General features: G+C 47.4%; 15 protein-coding genes. 6 read left to right on the top strand and 9 right to left on the bottom strand.

Translation table 11 applies throughout. From position 1 onward, the window contains the following. Positions 1–58: 58 nt before the first annotated feature. Genes AC58QM_RS00560 through coxB form a run of 4 tightly spaced genes read right to left on the bottom strand, consistent with a single transcriptional unit; the run spans position 59 to position 3,906 of the window. Positions 59–376 (bottom strand): cytochrome C oxidase subunit IV family protein, encoded by a 318-nt coding sequence (locus tag AC58QM_RS00560; RefSeq protein ID WP_497280466.1) that lies wholly within the window; start codon positions 374–376, stop codon positions 59–61. Further along, on the bottom strand, positions 377–991 hold the full coding sequence (locus tag AC58QM_RS00555) for a cytochrome (ubi)quinol oxidase subunit III (protein WP_310499653.1): 615 nt from the start codon (positions 989–991) through the stop codon (positions 377–379). Continuing rightward, positions 988–2,862 carry a cytochrome c oxidase subunit I gene (ctaD, locus tag AC58QM_RS00550; RefSeq protein WP_497280464.1) on the bottom strand — a complete coding sequence of 625 codons (1,875 nt, stop codon included), beginning with the start codon at positions 2,860–2,862 and terminating at the stop codon, positions 988–990. Before ctaD ends, AC58QM_RS00555 begins: the two co-directional genes overlap by 4 nt. Before the next feature lie 27 nt (positions 2,863–2,889). Further along, positions 2,890–3,906 (bottom strand): cytochrome c oxidase subunit II, encoded by a 1,017-nt coding sequence (gene coxB, locus AC58QM_RS00545; RefSeq protein ID WP_497280462.1) that lies wholly within the window; start codon positions 3,904–3,906, stop codon positions 2,890–2,892. A 278-nt stretch (positions 3,907–4,184) separates the two neighbouring features. On the opposite strand from coxB, the gene AC58QM_RS00540 reads away from it, so the two are divergent. From AC58QM_RS00540 to AC58QM_RS00525, 4 genes are all read left to right on the top strand, one after another. Further along, positions 4,185–4,880: a YhcN/YlaJ family sporulation lipoprotein gene (locus tag AC58QM_RS00540; RefSeq protein ID WP_497280461.1), complete on the top strand. Its 696-nt coding sequence runs from the start codon at positions 4,185–4,187 to the stop codon at positions 4,878–4,880. Positions 4,881–5,090: 210 nt separating this feature from the next. Continuing rightward, positions 5,091–7,133, top strand: a complete 2,043-nt coding sequence (locus tag AC58QM_RS00535; protein ID WP_497280459.1) for a DEAD/DEAH box helicase — start codon at positions 5,091–5,093, stop codon at positions 7,131–7,133. Positions 7,134–7,288: 155 nt separating this feature from the next. After that, positions 7,289–7,876 carry a guanylate kinase gene (locus AC58QM_RS00530; RefSeq protein ID WP_497280457.1) on the top strand — a complete coding sequence of 196 codons (588 nt, stop codon included), beginning with the start codon at positions 7,289–7,291 and terminating at the stop codon, positions 7,874–7,876. Between the two features lie 111 nt (positions 7,877–7,987). Continuing rightward, a complete protein-coding gene (locus tag AC58QM_RS00525) occupies positions 7,988–9,127 on the top strand; it encodes a virulence factor (protein WP_497280455.1) in 1,140 nt (379 codons plus the stop codon). Positions 9,128–9,218: 91 nt separating this feature from the next. Here AC58QM_RS00525 and AC58QM_RS00520 read toward each other — a convergent pair whose 3' ends face one another. Then, the gene (locus AC58QM_RS00520; protein ID WP_497280454.1) at positions 9,219–10,466 is read right to left on the bottom strand and encodes a M48 family metallopeptidase; all 1,248 of its coding nucleotides are present in this window, start codon (positions 10,464–10,466) and stop codon (positions 9,219–9,221) included. Between the two features lie 344 nt (positions 10,467–10,810). On the opposite strand from AC58QM_RS00520, the gene AC58QM_RS00515 reads away from it, so the two are divergent. Further along, entirely contained in the window at positions 10,811–11,518 is a 708-nt protein-coding gene (locus tag AC58QM_RS00515; RefSeq protein ID WP_497280452.1) for a C39 family peptidase, read from the top strand. A 643-nt stretch (positions 11,519–12,161) separates the two neighbouring features. Here AC58QM_RS00515 and infC read toward each other — a convergent pair. After that, positions 12,162–12,647: a translation initiation factor IF-3 gene (gene infC, locus AC58QM_RS00510; protein WP_497281549.1), complete on the bottom strand. Its 486-nt coding sequence runs from the start codon at positions 12,645–12,647 to the stop codon at positions 12,162–12,164. A 120-nt stretch (positions 12,648–12,767) separates the two neighbouring features. Between infC and yxiS the strand changes: the two genes are divergently transcribed. Beyond that, positions 12,768–13,076 carry a protein YxiS gene (gene yxiS, locus AC58QM_RS00505; RefSeq protein WP_497280450.1) on the top strand — a complete coding sequence of 103 codons (309 nt, stop codon included), beginning with the start codon at positions 12,768–12,770 and terminating at the stop codon, positions 13,074–13,076. 30 nt (positions 13,077–13,106) lie between these two features. Here the strand turns inward: yxiS and AC58QM_RS00500 are convergent, their stop codons facing one another. The 3 genes from AC58QM_RS00500 to AC58QM_RS00490 form a co-directional block, all read right to left on the bottom strand. After that, positions 13,107–14,138: an LLM class flavin-dependent oxidoreductase gene (locus AC58QM_RS00500; protein WP_497280448.1), complete on the bottom strand. Its 1,032-nt coding sequence runs from the start codon at positions 14,136–14,138 to the stop codon at positions 13,107–13,109. Between the two features lie 141 nt (positions 14,139–14,279). Then, complete coding sequence (locus tag AC58QM_RS00495; RefSeq protein ID WP_497280446.1) at positions 14,280–14,933, bottom strand: class I SAM-dependent methyltransferase; 654 nt, start codon at positions 14,931–14,933, stop codon at positions 14,280–14,282. 74 nt (positions 14,934–15,007) lie between these two features. After that, positions 15,008–15,715, bottom strand: a complete 708-nt coding sequence (locus tag AC58QM_RS00490) for a phosphatase PAP2 family protein (protein WP_497280444.1) — start codon at positions 15,713–15,715, stop codon at positions 15,008–15,010. Positions 15,716–15,724: the final 9 nt, after the last annotated feature.

The raw sequence follows: 15,724 nt of genomic DNA, 5'->3' as shown, positions 1-15,724 counted from the left end.
CTCCCAGTAAAAAAAGAGGAGGCACTTTGTCTAGACAAAGTTGCCTCTTCTTGCTTTTCTACCACCAAACCCAATATACCGCCATGATTACGCCAGTAAGAGCAACGAATGCTCCTGCAAAGATGAAGATTAGAGGAAACAAGTGTCCTCTTTCTTTGGCATGCATCCAGAAAAGCAACTGAACGAGTGCCTGCACGATCCCAAGGGATACGATGAAAATCAAGATAAACGAACGATCCAAGTCTCCGTAAAGTACGACAGCGAATGCCAACATCGTGAGTAGAATCGAGATAATGTAAGTCAAATAGTGGTTAAGTGTTGAGTCGTGCTTCACTCTCTTGCTAGGTGCGTGTGTATCATGAGAATTGCTGCTCATTTAGTGACCCACCTTCCCCATCAAATAAACGACTGTGAAGATAAATACCCAAACTAAGTCGATAAAGTGCCAGTACAGAGAAGCGACATAGAACTTAGGTGCCGTAACAACTGTAAGACCCTTCTTCATACCTTGGAAAATCAACAGTGTAATCCAGCAAACACCGAATGCTACGTGAGCACCGTGGAAACCAACTAGTGTGTAGAACGATGTGGAGAATGCACTTGTTGTAAACCCATGGCCTTCATGAACGTACTCATAAAACTCGTAGATCTCCATCCCTAAGAAGGAAAGACCAAACAAAACGGTAACTGCTAACCAACCTAGCAATTGACCTACTTTTTGACGGTGCATCGCGATGATTGCAAATACACTCGTCAAGCTGCTCGTTAAGAGAACGAATGTTGACCAACCAACTGTTTTAAGCTTGAATAGCTCATCAGCTGTTGGGCCATCCGGAACAGAGTTCCGGAGAGCAATGTAAGTTGCGAATAAGCAACCAAACAATACAACCTCAGCGCCAAGAAATAACCAGAAACCAAGAACTTTATTTTTCCCTTCGAGGGTAGCCGTTTCCGGATTAGCAGGCAGTGCGCCCGTGTGATGACTACTCATGCCTTTACCCCCTTATGATCGTCTTCAAGTTCTTCTGGTTCAATATGCCAACCGTGGTCGTCATATACCGAACGCAAGAACATGGCAATGAATGTAACTAAGATACCTGCTCCAGCTACATAGTAGTTTTTGTACATAAAGCCAAATCCAGCAATGAACAACCCAACAGACATAACAAGCGGCAAAATCGATGCCGAAGGCATATGAATGGAACCAATTGGCTCAGCAGGTGTCATTTGTTTGTTACCAGCCATTTTTTCTTTCCAGAAAGCATCCAAACCACGAACAAGCGGAGTTTGTTTGAAGTTATATTCAGGTGCAGGTGACGGAATTGTCCACTCCAAGGAGCGTCCATCCCATGGATCTGCAGGAGCTGTAATTGGTTTTCTTGCAGTTGCAATAATGTTGATAAGGAACACTAACGTACCGATACCCATTAAGAACGCACCAACGGTTGAAACTAAGTTACCAGTTTCGAGACCATACCCTGGTTGATACGTAAATACACGTCGTGGCATCCCCATTAGACCCAAGAAATGCTGCGGGAAGAATGTTAAGTGGAAACCGATGAAGAACAACCAGAAATGAAGTTTACCTAAACCTTCATTTAGCATACGACCGAACATTTTCGGCCACCAGTAGTAAAGACCAGCGAACAAACCAAGTACGAGACCACCAACGATAACGTAGTGGAAATGCGCTACTACGAAATACGTATCATGATACTGGAAGTCAGCTGCAGGAATCGCAAGCATAACCCCTGTTGTTCCACCCATAACGAAGGTTGGAATGAAAGCTGTAGCGAAAATATTCGCTGTTGTGAAACGGATTTGACCACCCCAAAGCGTGAACAACCAGTTAAAGATCTTAACACCTGTAGGAACGGCAATCGCCATTGTTGCAATCGCGAAGATTGAGTTCGCTACCGGGCCTAAGCCTGATGTAAACATATGGTGGACCCAAACCATGAAGCCTAGGAAACCAATTAACACTGTTGCAAATACCATGGAGCTGTATCCGAACAGACGTTTTTTCGAAAAAGTAGAAACGATCTCAGAAATAATACCGAAGGCTGGAAGAATCAAAATGTAAACTTCGGGATGCCCGAAAATCCAGAATAAATGCTCCCACAGTACGTTGTTTCCGCCTCTGGCTGCATCGAAGATGGCTCCGCCAAAGACACGGTCAAACATAAGAAGAACTAGAGCAACTGTAATTGCCGGGAAAGCAAGAACGATCAAACCTGAAGTTACAAAAGCAGACCATGTGAACATTGGTAAACGCATGTATGTAAGACCAGGAGCACGCATGTTAATAATCGTTACGAGGAAGTTAATCCCCCCGATTAGTGTCCCGATACCTGCAATTTGCAGACCAAGCACGTAGAAGTCAGTTCCTTGTAAGTTGCCTTCTAACGTTGCTCCCCAACCTGCGTCGGTGATGGAAGACAGTGGTGCATACCCCGTCCAACCAGCATCAGGTGCGCCGCCTAAGAACCAACTTGTGTTCATAAGCACGCCGCCGGCGAAGAATAACCAGAAGCCTAATGAGTTAACGAAAGGGAACGCAACATCCCTTGCCCCAATTTGCAGTGGAACAATGGCATTCATGAAAGCGAAGATGACCGGCATCGCCGCAAAGAAAATCATCGTTGTTCCGTGCATCGTTGTTAATTGGTTAAAAGAATCGCCGATAAAAATCTGTTGGTCTGGATATGCGAGTTGTATCCGAATCAAGATTGCTTCAAGTCCTCCAACGAGGAAGAAGAAGCCGCCCGCTAGTAAATACAGGATACCGATTTTCTTATGATCGACAGTTGTAAGCCAATCCATAAGCCCGGTATGTTTTTTTACTGGATGAGAGTGAGCCAACGTATGAACCTCCTTTACATCAAGAGTTTATTTCAATGTTTGTAAGTACGTAACAATATCTTTAATTTGAGCGTCATCAAGTTTACCGTTAGCTTCTTTACCGAAAGCTGGCATTTTGTTGCCCGGTTTCAGTTCTTGCGGATTATGTATCCAAGATGCTAAGTTCTCAGGTGTCTTCTCTAAGATGCCCGCAAGTGTGTCGCGATCTGCAAAGCCTTTAAGGTTAGGTGCAACCCCTGGACCGCTAGCATTAACAGCATGACAAGACATACAATTTTCTTTGAAAAGCTCTTCACCTTTTTGTGCAGAAGCTGGCACAGTGTTAGGTGCTTTCATTTTGGCAACCCAAGCATTGAAGTCTGCCTCAGACTTAGATGCAACAGTAAAGTTCATCAAAGCATGTGAAGCTCCACAAAGCTCTGTACATCTACCTTGGAACGTTGCAATTTCATCTGCTTGCAAGTAAAGCGTATTACGGATACCTGGGTTCGTATCGACTTTACCACCAAGGGATGGTACCCAGAATGCGTGTGCTACGTCAGCAGAAACAACATCAAATGCAATGATTTTATCCTTTGGAATCACAAGCTGTTGCGCTGTCGCGATACCAAGATCTGGATATTCAAACTGCCACCAGAACTGATGCGCAGTGACTTTCACATGGATAGCGTCTTTGTTCTTGTTGTAATTCTCGGAGTGTTTGAACGTGTAGGACACTGTTGGCACCGCAAGTACTAACAGTAATAGAATTGGGATTACCGTCCAGATAATCTCCAAAACGTGACTTCCTTCGACTTGTTTAGGTATGCTTTCGTCACCTTTGCGCTTGCGAAAGCGAACTAAAACGTACACATAAATCGCAAATACGACAATTACGACAAAAATCATGATAAAGAGACTTAATTTCATTAAATAAAGCTGCTCCGTCGCCACAGGACCTTTTGGCACTAAAGCAGATAAGGTTGGGTCTCCGCACCCAGTTAGCATGAACGTCATCACCGCTAAAAGGGGTAGCAGACGCCAGAACTTTTTCAATTGACTCATTGTATCAACCCCACTTTTAAAACAATATTTTTACCACGAAGGCCATGCCCATGTCAATTCACTTTAATAACTATAAATTCGTGAAAACTTTTTGTCAATCGCTGTAGGAGAGTTCACAAATTGTTCTTAAACAGCGTCTGTAGCGATATATTTCCCTTCATGGTTATTTCCATACACCCACCTCTTTATGCATAAAAGCCTTTATTTGTGATCACGAATAATTAGACAGAAACATCTCATCCTATAGACAATAAATCACATTGGGAGGTCTGTTAATTATGTTCAGGAAGTTAGGTTTTCCGATTTGTGGAATCATATTCCTACTGCTCACATTATCTGCATGTGGTACTAGCGGTAAACAGTACAGAGGCGATCGTGATGACTCTACAAGCTCGAATTTTGGCGTTCATGTCGATAAAGCTGGTCAAAATGAAAGAGCCTATCAAGTACAGCAACTCTCCGGTCCCGTAACGCACAACAATACGAAGCTAGAGTATAGTCAATATCTCTCAGATCAATTACACACCATGGATGGAGTCAATACGGCTTTAGTCATGATTACAAATCAGAATGCCTATGTCGCATTAATGATGGATAGCAGTGCCGTCGGAACAAAAGGATGGACCAAAGAAACGAATAATCAAGGAACGACAAAAGGGTTTTACAACGATGATAACCCCTATGATGACTCTTTACCGTCTAACGATCTAAATAAAGGTTACAATAGTTATGAAACGGCTATGCATCATGATTGGCTTTCTCATCCCTTTAAACAGGCTATAGCTGAGAAGCTGCGTGTCTTAAAACCAGATCTCATGGACGTTTATATATCGGCGAATCGAGATTATCTCAATAAAATGAATAACTACGCACAGGAAAGTTGGAAGGGCCATTCACTCATGCCGCTATTAACGGATTTTAATCAGACGGTTACTCGTGTGTTTGGAACGGCACAATCTTTACCTCATGACTAGATAGATTAGGGCTAACCTCCTATAGGAAGCTTTATTTCTCTTAGGGGGTCTTACTATGTCTCTTGGAGCACAACCAGCATGTAAAACTTCTATTATTAAAGTGGTTTATTTCTGCTAGTGGGTCGGCTCCTGTTTTCATTTGTCTTTCATTCCTGTACAATGAGGGAATCGTCTTTACTAAGAAGGAAAAAGGGAGCTGGCCAATTACCCATGTCAAATGGATTTGCCTCATTAGGTATCAGAGAACAATTAGTTCAAGTTTTGCAAAATCAAGGTGTCGTAGAACCGACCCCCATTCAAACGGAAGCAATTCCTGTCTTGTTGAAAGGTTCGGACGTTATCGCTCAAGCTCAAACAGGTACAGGTAAAACCCTTGCCTTTGTACTTCCTATATTAGAAACAATTGATGTAGAAAGCTCTGACGTTCAGGCGCTGATTCTCACGCCTACTCGTGAGTTAGCCATTCAAATCAGCAATGAATTGAAAACCCTGGTTCCCATTACAGGCGCTAAGGTCCTAGCCGCTTACGGCGGGCAGGATGTAGAAAAACAGCTTAGAAAGCTTCAAGGTAACATACATATAGTAGTAGGAACACCGGGAAGATTGCTTGATCATCTTCGCCGCGGTTCTATTAACTTCTATAAACTAAAAATCCTTGTATTAGATGAAGCGGATCAAATGCTGCACATGGGCTTCTTGCACGAAGTTAAAGATATCATTGCCCAAACGTCTCCTTACCGCCAAACGCTGCTCTTCTCTGCAACAATGCCCGAACAGGTCATCAATCTGTCTAAGGCTTATATGAAGGAAGCAAAAGAAATTAAAATTCAAAGTAAACAAGTTACCTTGACTGAAATTCAGCAAGTACTTATTCCTACAACTGATCGTGATAAACAGGATGCTCTTATTGCTGCAATTAAACAATATAGGCCTTATCTCGCGATGATTTTCTGTCGGACCAAAGCCAAAGCGATCGCTCTCAATGAAACGCTGCAAGAAATCGGTCTGATGTCAGATGAGCTGCATGGTGACCTATCGCAAGCGAAACGTGAGCAAGTGATGAAGCGTTTCAGAGAAGGTCGTATCGAACTCTTAGTCGCTACGGATATCGCAGCTCGCGGTCTAGATGTTGAAGGCGTAACGCATATCTTCAATTATGATGTACCACAAGATGCCGAAAGCTATATCCATCGGATTGGTAGAACTGGCCGTGCTGGAGAGTCGGGCGTTGCTGTGACCTTCGCAACACAAAGAGATATGCCAACGATTGAGCTCATTGAAAAAGGAATCAAAATGTCTTTGCGCGGTGCCGATGGGCAACAACGCCGTGTCGTGCGTTCCAGAACAGAAGATCACATCGAGCAAGAAGGCAGAGGGTCTGCACGTAAAGGTGGAGCTGGAGCTTCTTCGCGCGGTGGTAGACGTAATGACCGCAGCGGTGCCCCAGAGCAACGCAGCAGCGGCGGACGTGCAGGAAGACCTGGCGCACGCGAATTGCGTGGTGAACGCACTAACGTTCAGTATGGTGGCGAGCGGAAAACTGGTTATGGTTCCAAAGCGGACAAATTTGGTTCACGCGGTGGTTCAGCTGGTGCTGGACGTTCAGGCGAAAGACCGGCTAAAGTGAACTCGGAGCGCAGCCCGAATACATGGGGGCGCGCAACTGTCATCCATGAAGCAACAACAACGAATGCCGCCCCAGCTCGTGGCACGAACATGGGCGCTGCGAAAGCACGCGTAACAGGTTCGTATAATGGCGGCGGCGAGGGTGCTGAGCGCAAGCGTTCAGCTCCGCACGGCGATAAGTCCTACTCGCCATACAACAAGTACGCGGGCGCAGGTCGCGATGACGCGGCTAGCGCATCTCGAACGCTTCGCGGCGGCAAGGGCCGTGGCGATGGCGCAGCACGCGGTGCAGCTCCTCGCGGCGAAGGCTTCGGCGCTCGCACGGGCGGTGCTCCGCGCGGTGAGGGCTTCGGCGCTCGCACGGGCGGTGCTCCTCGCGGCGAGGGCTTCGGCGCTCGCACAGGCGGCGCTCCGCGCGGTGAGGGCTTCGGCGCTCGCACGAGCGGTGCTCCTCGCGGGCGCAGTGACGAGCGTGGTGCGCGTAGCGCAGCACCTCGTGGCGACAGCTTCGGGTCGCGCGGTGGCGCGCCTCGCGGCGACAGACCAAGCGGCCCGCGCGGCGGCGGTCAAGGCGGCGCTCGCGGTAGTGCGCCAAGAGGCACACGCGGCGGCGGCGGAAAGCGCTAAAAGAAATGAAGCGATTTCATGCGAGTCTTTACCAATTAAGGCTTACGTTGTAAACTATAGGTATGGTTAATTAAGTTTCTACAGGGCAAAAATCGTTTCACCCCGTTCACGCACTTAGGATTTACCCCCACATCCAATCGAAGGAGGTATGTTCCATGTACGCATTAAAGGATAAGGAAATGATTTTTGTATTCACTGGCCCACACGGGGCAGGTCGTAAAACCGTCGCCGAAATGTCCGGCTCCACCTTGGGAATGAAACAAGTGATTTCCTACACCACCCGACCTCCGAAACCGACAGAGGAAGATGGTCAGGATTATCACTTCATCTCCCCCGCCCAATTTGTTCAGGCACAAACTGGCGGCGAATTTATTGAGGTTAGCACCGTAAATGACCATCTATACGGAATCAAAAGCGCAGATATTGAGCGGATGTTCCAGCAAAGTGGCAGCATTTACTTGATTTTGAATCGCTTTGGCGCCGAAACGCTCAAAAAGCTATATGGCGACCGCGTCGTCCAAATCTTCATTTATGCCCAGCGAGACACACTTGAAGAGCGGATGAAAGAAAGCGGAGATACGGAAGAAATCGCCTCTAAATATTTGTCTGATTACGAAAATGAATTAGCCTACCGTGACCAATGTGATCATGTTTTTGAAAATGTGGACTTGGCGCATACGGTTTTTGATCTTACCAAAACGTTGGATTTATATTTAAATCGTAACCTAGTCGACTTAGACTAGAAACGAAGGGCACTAGCTGCCGATCAAGGCCTGGACGGTTCCCCGTCCGGGCCTTTTCATCTAACGAATCAACAGCAGCATCGATCCGTTCCTATTAAGGAGTTGAATGTAATGAAAATCATTTCTATTGAACCAACACCCAGCCCGAATTCTATGAAGCTCAATATGGATGAATCCTTACCGGCTGGCGTCCGAGAAACGTATACAAAAAAGAATGGAACTAACGCTCCCGAGGACGTGCAGAAGTTGCTTGCTGTGCCCGGCGTTATCAGCGTGTTTCACGCAGCTGATTTCATTGCGGTAGATCGCAGCTCCAAAGGGGACTGGCAGTTTATCCTGGCGCAGGCGCGAGAAATTTATGGAGAAGCTCAGGGAGCAACTAGTACTGGATTGCCTACCGAGCAACCTGCTCCTGAGGCCGCATTCGGCGAAGCGCAGGTGCTCGTGCAAATGTTTCGCGGTATTCCGCTCCAGGTGAGGGTGCGCGCAGGCTCAGAAGAAGCGCGCGTCGCTATGCCGGAGCGCTTCACGCAAGCCGCCGTCCGCGCAGGTACGGCCTCGCCGAACCTGATCAAAGAGCGGAAGCTCGAGGAGCTCGGCGTCCGCTACGGCGAGCTGTCGGACATCGCGGGCGAAGTCGTCCAGGAACTGGACGCTTCTTACGACGATGCCCGCGTCGAAGAACTGGTCTCCCGCGCGATGCAGGAGACTACGGATTCCCCTGTGGAGGAAGACGCCACAGGAGATCTTGTCGCAGCCGCCGCGCAGCTGCGACACAGTGATTGGAAGCTGCGCTACGCCGCGCTTCAGAAGATCCAGCCGTCGCTAGAGACGCTGCCCCTTCTCGTCACTGCGTTGCAGGACGAGAACACGTCGCTTCGGCGACTGGCCACGGTGTACCTCGGGGACATCAAGGAACCCGAGGTACTGCCCTATCTGTATCGTGCCCTCGAGGACGATACACCTTCTGTTCGCCGGACAGCAGGCGATACGCTGTCCGATCTCGGTGACCCCGCCGCCATGCCGGCGATGGCCAAGGCGCTTAAGGATCGCAACAAGCTCGTCCGTTGGCGGGCGGCGCGTTTCCTATATGAAGTAGGCGACCAGAGCGTGCTTGATGACTTAAAGCAAGCGGCAGACGACACCGAATTTGAGGTTCGGATGCAAGTAAAGATCGCACTCGAGCGCATCGAGGGCGGGCATGCTGCTGAAGGCTCTGTATGGCAGCAAATGACACGCAGAAATGATTAACCCTATCAAATAATTAAAGCACGAAAGCTGCCTATGGATGTAGGTGAGCATTCGTGCTTTTTTGATTGATTGTAACTATGATTAATAGCATTTACTTTCTAAACTGCCCGAAATACACAATTCTCTCCTCAATCGTTGGATGAGAGCCGCGGAACCACTGTACAAGCTTGGGCTGCGTAACTGGGCTTAGGTTCTCTTTGGCAATATGCTGAAAAGCGCGAATCGCCGCATCGCCATCTCCTGTCATTTTCATCGCATAGACGTCTGCCCGATGTTCGATCACCCTGGAGAACGCATTTTGTGCTGGCGACGAAAGGAAGCCCATCAGCGAGATGAGCACTAGCAGAATCGGCAAAGCCGCTAAGTCCCTCTCCCCGCGCATTCCCCACAGCGAACCCCATCGCTTCAGAATCAGTCGGTATGCGTGAAATGCCAACCAGAAGCCTACAAAGCTGAGGGCAACACCATAAGCAATTCCCCAATATATATGATGTTCTACATAATGTCCCATCTCGTGCGCCATGACGGTCAGAATTTCAGCTGGCTGCAGCTTATTCAAAATCGTGTCCCACAGCACAATACGCGCATTGCCACCGATGCCATTCACGTAAGCGTTAATCGTGTTGGTTCTCTCTGACATGTTGACCTCGTAAACCTGGTCAGTCGGAATCTGTGATTTGGCAGCGAGATCCAGAATTTGCGCCTTTAGTTCTTGATTTTGAAGGGGCTGAAATTGATTGTACAACGGGTCCAACACTACAGGCTGAATAAATGTGACGAATAAGATCAATGGAATGGAAATCAACCATAGCCAAACCCACCAGCGCTTAGGGCTCCACTTACTGATCCATCTAAAAATAACAACCATCACGATCGTGCCAACGATATCTATGAAAAATGTTTTGATGTAATCCTTTAGAAAAAGGATAGGTGTCTCATTGGAGATGCCGTAGGCTTGATCGATTTTAAACAAAAATACATCAATCGGTAGAAACAGCACGTCCATAACGAGCGTAAAAAGCACTACAAAGAGGAGTAATTGCAGGAATGAAGCTCGGAATACTTTTTCCGCGAGTTGACGAAAGCTAACGGCTATACCGAACAAAGCAACAGTCACCCCAATTTGCAATGGAGAGCTCAAGAAAAAGGTTAACGAATGAATCCGCGAAAGCGTCTCTGCTTTGGCAATTTCTGCATGCGTCATGAACGTATTGGGATCCGCTGCAGTGCCCACAACAGATAATGGGATTGAAAACAAATCCCCTTTGATGAAATACATGATAATGAAAATAGCATAACAAGCAAAAGCAGCTGCACACCACAAATAAAATCGCTTCATCCTATTCCTCCAATATCTTTTGGATCATCTCAACCTTCGATGCTGTTTGTAGATGTGCCTGTACACCTTTGTCTAGTCTATGCGAGTATATGCGTCACCTATGTGTCTCTAGGTATAGTGAATGCCAAGTATTGCATTCTCTAGCAACCCATGATCTAATGAAAGCATCGATAGGAATGGAGTGCGACATGAAGAAATCTATCTCGCTAGTTTTGCTGAGTTTGGTCAGCCTACTATGTTTTCTACTCTTAAAAACAACCACTCCCGCTACACTATCTATCACTCCACCAGCCCGTCAAGCCCAGGAAACTCTTTCACAGAAGCCCATTGTTGGAGATGTCGCGATGGCAACTCTATCACCTGAAGTCGATCCAACTACCACATCTTCAGCTCTACAGAGTACAGTTAATGCAGCATCCACATTAAGCCTTACAGTAGCTGGAGCCACCTTGCCAATCGAGCATCATGTTCAAATACAAGCCATTCCCCCACTATCCCAGCTCCCCGAGCTGCCAAATGGGTGTGAAGCTGTTGCCGCAACCATGCTGCTGAATTGGGCCGGGATGCCGATAACGAAGGAAGAAGTGGCGCAATCGCTGCCTACAGGTGACATGCCTTCTGAAAATGCCTACGGCGCCTTAGTTGGAGCAAATCCCAATGATGTATTCGTTGGCGATCCATTTGCTGTCGGCTATGGGATTTATCATACACCAATCGCGGATTTGATGAATCAGTGGTTACCTGGTCATGTGCGCGATCTGACAGGAGCCTCCTTTGAAGCTTTACTTGGTGTTATCACCAAGGGGAGTCCGGCTATGGTATGGGCAACCGAGCATATGGACACCCCCTATCTGGATTTAGAGTGGGAAGACGAGTCCGGCGAAGTTGTTCCATGGTACCAGCCTGAGCATGCCTTGCTGTTAACCGGATGGGACGATGACTTTGCGTATATGAACGACCCCATGACGGGTGAGCAAGAAGCCTATCCACTGGCTGCTTTCAAGGAGGCCTGGGAGCATTTGGGTTCCCAAGCGATTACAATCATCACCTAGTATGGGGATTAGTTCCTCGCGTGCTCCTATTTCCTTATTTTAAATGGAAAAAGTACATCTGTTTTCGCTTATTTGGGACAATATTAACAATTAGATGGAGAATATGCAGTTAATTTAGAGCATTAATTAGTTTTCTTAGAAAAAGTATCAGATTAGATGGAGTTTTTCCAGTTATTTGGTCAAAAAGGGAAATACACAAGAAATTAACTGTACTTTTTCCTGCTAATTACGTTTGGCGGGGGCTGGTTGAAGAAGACTGGTGCTGATCAGGGAAGACTCGATCGCCAGCGTTGGTTAAAACGGAGTGGCATAGTTAGTTTGTACAGCTGGAGATACGTCAATGGACAAGTGTGTTGTGTTTCGCAAGTGCGATGAGTGACGCTAGTGGATGAGTTATTGAATTGAGATCCATGGGCTAGCTGGTAAAGTGAGATCGACGGACGAGCTAACTATATTTCGTCTGCGGATGGCCCCCAACAGCCGCACCAAAAAGCAGGGATAACCCACAAGGGTTGTCCCTGCTTTTTGGTTATCCCCGCTTTGCTTGAACGCACTTTTGCTTGTACATAATTTGCTTGTACTTGCTTGAACTTGCTTTACTTGAACGTACTCTTACTTTTACACGCTCATGCTTGTCCACTCTTTACAAAGGATCCAACTGAACGGCCGCTTGCTTCCCGCTTAGTTGAATGCCCGTGTGCTTTTTGCCGTGGGAGCTCAGCTCCTTAACTAGCGTTTCCAGTAATTCCTTTGCTTTTGCGCCTTCCTTGCCGGAGATCTTAACGACCAGCAGGACGGCGTCCCCGCCTGTGAGGATGCGCTCCGCTTGCTGGCGCTTCGTATCCAGATCGTGATCTTCGATGTTCGCTGTCAAGCGGAGCTCCTTGACCTTCGGGCCTTGCTCTTGTTTCCGTGCTTGCTGCTTTTCCTGCAAAGCCTCTTGTTTGGCCGCTCCCGCTCCAATCAGCTTGCAAGGAGGCGGGCTGCTCATAAGCGAGGTGCAGACGAGGTCAACTTTTAACTTTTTGGCAAGAAGCAGTGCGTCTTTCGTAGACATTACGCCTAGATCTTCACCCTGGAGCCCAGTGACTTGAACTTCAGATGCTTTAATTTTCTCATTCTTAATAATCATTGTGAATACACCTAATCTTTCGTTATAATGAACCCATCCACCCGTAGGTGGATAGAAGTTGGCCTAGCACATACATCATTTTGCCATGAAGTTATATAAGGAGATGTCGATTACCCCATGAATAATAAACAATTAGAAGAACAAATGATCGAGAATTACAAACGTGAAGAGCATATGATGATTTTGGTTTTTGCACAGTGGTGTATTAACCATGGTCTGGACCCTGCAGCACTTTATCATAGCGCCTATCCGGACCAGCCGAATAATGAAGCACTAGAGAAAGCTCTTGAACTAACGGTACCAAAAGAGGAAGCTGGCGAGGTACCGGATGACACTTTGCTAGGTGTGCTTTCCCTCTTTGGCAATGAAGAGCTGGCATTCATTGTGACACAAGAAATCGATAAGCGGCCGAAGCGCGCGCGATAAGCGATTTCTCAACCATCTAGCCTCGGCCCGCTAGATTACGTAACTGTGCTGATGACTTAACTGAAAAGCTTCTGCCAACAGTTCCACTGTCTGGAGTCTCGTTTCCACCTGGTGGCCGCCGGCGACGACCATGACTTCATCTACACTGTAGCTCTCAGCGAGTCGCAGGATTTGTTCTCTGACTTCACCTGGATTACCTACGATCATCCGTGAGCGATTGTCTCTCACGCGGGTTTGATCCCAGTCGGAGTACACGTATTCCGCTGCTTCTTTCGGCGATTTCACTCCGGTGAACTCGCCTTTTTCCATTTGCAGAATACGCAAATCGATCGAGGTCGCGAGTTCCTCCGCTTCTGCTGTCGTTTCTGCGCACAGCGCATAGATGCAGACCGTCGCCTGCGGGACGACATTCAATGCGGACGGCTGGAACGAGCTGCGGTAGCTGCGCACCGCATGCTGGCCTCCCGCGCCGTTGATAAAGTGCGCGAAGCAGAAGGCTGCGCCTGCCTGCGACGCATAGACCCCGCTCTGCCCCGTGGAGCCGAGCAGCCACACCTGGGGCATCGAGGCCACCAAAGGGGTGGCGCGGATGCCCTCGAACACGTGCCCCGGTTCCACCGAGTCGGTGAGGAACCGCAGCAGATCCGTGACTTGCGCAGGGAACCGCTCAAGTCCCTCGAACAGATCGGCGCTGACGCCACGCAGCGCTTTAGCTGTATGCGGCGTGCCGCCAGGCGCACGCCCGATTCCAAGGTCGATGCGCCCAGGATAGAGCGCCTCCAGCATGCGGAAATTTTCAGCAACCTTATAGGCGCTGTAATGAGGCAGCAGCACACCGCCGGAGCCAAGCCGAATTCGGCTTGTACGAGCAGCTAGGGTGGATAAGAAAACCTCTGGCGAGGAGCCGGCAAGTCCCGCTGAGTTATGATGCTCTGACACCCAGAATCGGGTGTAGCCGAGACGGTCAGCGAGCTGCGCGAGCGCAATGGTTTGTTGTAATGCTTCACTATGGGTAAATCCGGATGATACCGGTGACTGATCAAGAATACTTAGCTTCAGCATAGTCATCCCTTCTTTCTAAGTCTTCTGCCGATGATGATACTGATGTCAATTATACAACGCCCAGCTCACAAAAGAAAAAAGGACAAACCGAAGTGGCGTTGTCCTGTTGGGCGAGTTGATACCGTGGTAGTCCATATAACGTTATTTTTTTTCTAGAACAAATCGAATGCACCATAAGTCCCTGCCATAAAAGTCAGAAGTAATGGCATTAGCTGGCTTTGAAAAGTCATGATCTCCAGCCAGTTGTAAACCCGCTTCGTCAATTAAGCTTAAAAATTTCTCCACATGTACATCTGGATAATCAACGGTAATAATCAGTTTACCATCATCTTTTAGGACTCGCTTAAACTCTTCAAGGGCACGAAACTGTACACTCATGTCTTCGATGTGTTCCATAACCGAAATACAAAATGCAACATCAAACTTCGCGTCTTCATAGGGCAATTTTGAAATATCAGCTATTGTGATAATTGGCTTACTTAAAGTGGAAAGGTTAATTTGATCTATATTCTCTTTCCTCACATAATATTCCAGCTCTTTGATAATTTCATCTCTATCTAAAATGCGTTCATCCATATCACAAGCGTACACTTCTTTACACTTGTCTACGAGATAATACTTAAATGGATGACCCAAGCCACATGCAGCATCTAGAACAACGTGATCTTTTTCAACAAAATGGGAAGCCCAGATGTATTCATAGTGTCGGCTCCACCAATGATTAGGCAGCGGATAGAATATGTCTTGATTCTTTATATCATCGTATGTAAAAAAGCGAGACGCGTAGTTATCCATATCATTTCCCCATTCAAAGTTCTTATATTTCAGCATCGTTATGTAGGCATTCAGACTTTCATCTCTGATAGTTACTAGAAAACCTTACGTTGGCTATTTCCAGTTGCGCCTCTATTTCTGCCAATCGCTCTTGCTTTCCTGCTCCTAATCGACCGAAGTGCCTGCGTACAACCCATTAGTCCAATCCCACCAGCCATATAGCCAGCTAGCACATCACTGGGATAATGAACACCTAGGTAAATCCGGCTTACGCCAATACATAAAATGACAAAGGCAGCTACAGTTGGTATCCACCATGCGGATCTCCAGGTTTGGCGCACATTCACCCATAACAAATACGCAAGCAGTCCGTAAAACAGAAGCGAAACCATCGCGTGACCACTTGGGAAGCTGAACCCATCAACTTCTACTAACCAACCGTCTGAGGATGGACGATCACGTTCAATAAGTCCCTTAAGTCCTGTATTTAGCCCCCAAGCGCCAAGTACACCAAGGAATAAGACAAGTGTTTCCAACCGATGTTTATATTTAAAAATTAATAGTGCAGCAACTAGAAAAAAGAGAATGAATTCGGTGGATCCACTACCCATGAAGGTGAATACTTTCGCAACGGCAGTCAACAGGTCTCCTCGCTGCTCTTGAATGTAACCGCCTACATGTTGATCAAAATCTTGCAGCCATTTCGCCGAAAAGCTCTGCGACAGTACAATAAAAATAAGGAGCAGAGCACCTGCTCCCCCAAAACCCCATGCCATATCTCTAACGACAACTTTCCCCTTCATCTTTTCTCA

Source organism: Paenibacillus sp. J22P165 (assembly GCF_059692015.1).
This window is presented reverse-complemented; position numbering and strand designations above follow the sequence as displayed.

Coding starts and splice junctions, on each gene's coding strand:
- AC58QM_RS00560 (WP_497280466.1), bottom strand. CDS start 376: ATGAGCAGCAATTCTCATGATACACACGCACCTAGCAAGAGAGTGAAG.
- AC58QM_RS00520 (WP_497280454.1), bottom strand. CDS start 10,466: ATGAAGCGATTTTATTTGTGGTGTGCAGCTGCTTTTGCTTGTTATGCT.
- AC58QM_RS00540 (WP_497280461.1), top strand. CDS start 4,185: ATGTTCAGGAAGTTAGGTTTTCCGATTTGTGGAATCATATTCCTACTG.
- AC58QM_RS00500 (WP_497280448.1), bottom strand. CDS start 14,138: ATGCTGAAGCTAAGTATTCTTGATCAGTCACCGGTATCATCCGGATTT.
- AC58QM_RS00530 (WP_497280457.1), top strand. CDS start 7,289: ATGTACGCATTAAAGGATAAGGAAATGATTTTTGTATTCACTGGCCCA.
- AC58QM_RS00515 (WP_497280452.1), top strand. CDS start 10,811: ATGGCAACTCTATCACCTGAAGTCGATCCAACTACCACATCTTCAGCT.
- coxB (WP_497280462.1), bottom strand. CDS start 3,906: ATGAGTCAATTGAAAAAGTTCTGGCGTCTGCTACCCCTTTTAGCGGTG.
- yxiS (WP_497280450.1), top strand. CDS start 12,768: ATGAATAATAAACAATTAGAAGAACAAATGATCGAGAATTACAAACGT.
- AC58QM_RS00535 (WP_497280459.1), top strand. CDS start 5,091: ATGTCAAATGGATTTGCCTCATTAGGTATCAGAGAACAATTAGTTCAA.
- AC58QM_RS00495 (WP_497280446.1), bottom strand. CDS start 14,933: ATGGATAACTACGCGTCTCGCTTTTTTACATACGATGATATAAAGAAT.
- AC58QM_RS00555 (WP_310499653.1), bottom strand. CDS start 991: ATGAGTAGTCATCACACGGGCGCACTGCCTGCTAATCCGGAAACGGCT.
- AC58QM_RS00525 (WP_497280455.1), top strand. CDS start 7,988: ATGAAAATCATTTCTATTGAACCAACACCCAGCCCGAATTCTATGAAG.
- AC58QM_RS00490 (WP_497280444.1), bottom strand. CDS start 15,715: ATGAAGGGGAAAGTTGTCGTTAGAGATATGGCATGGGGTTTTGGGGGA.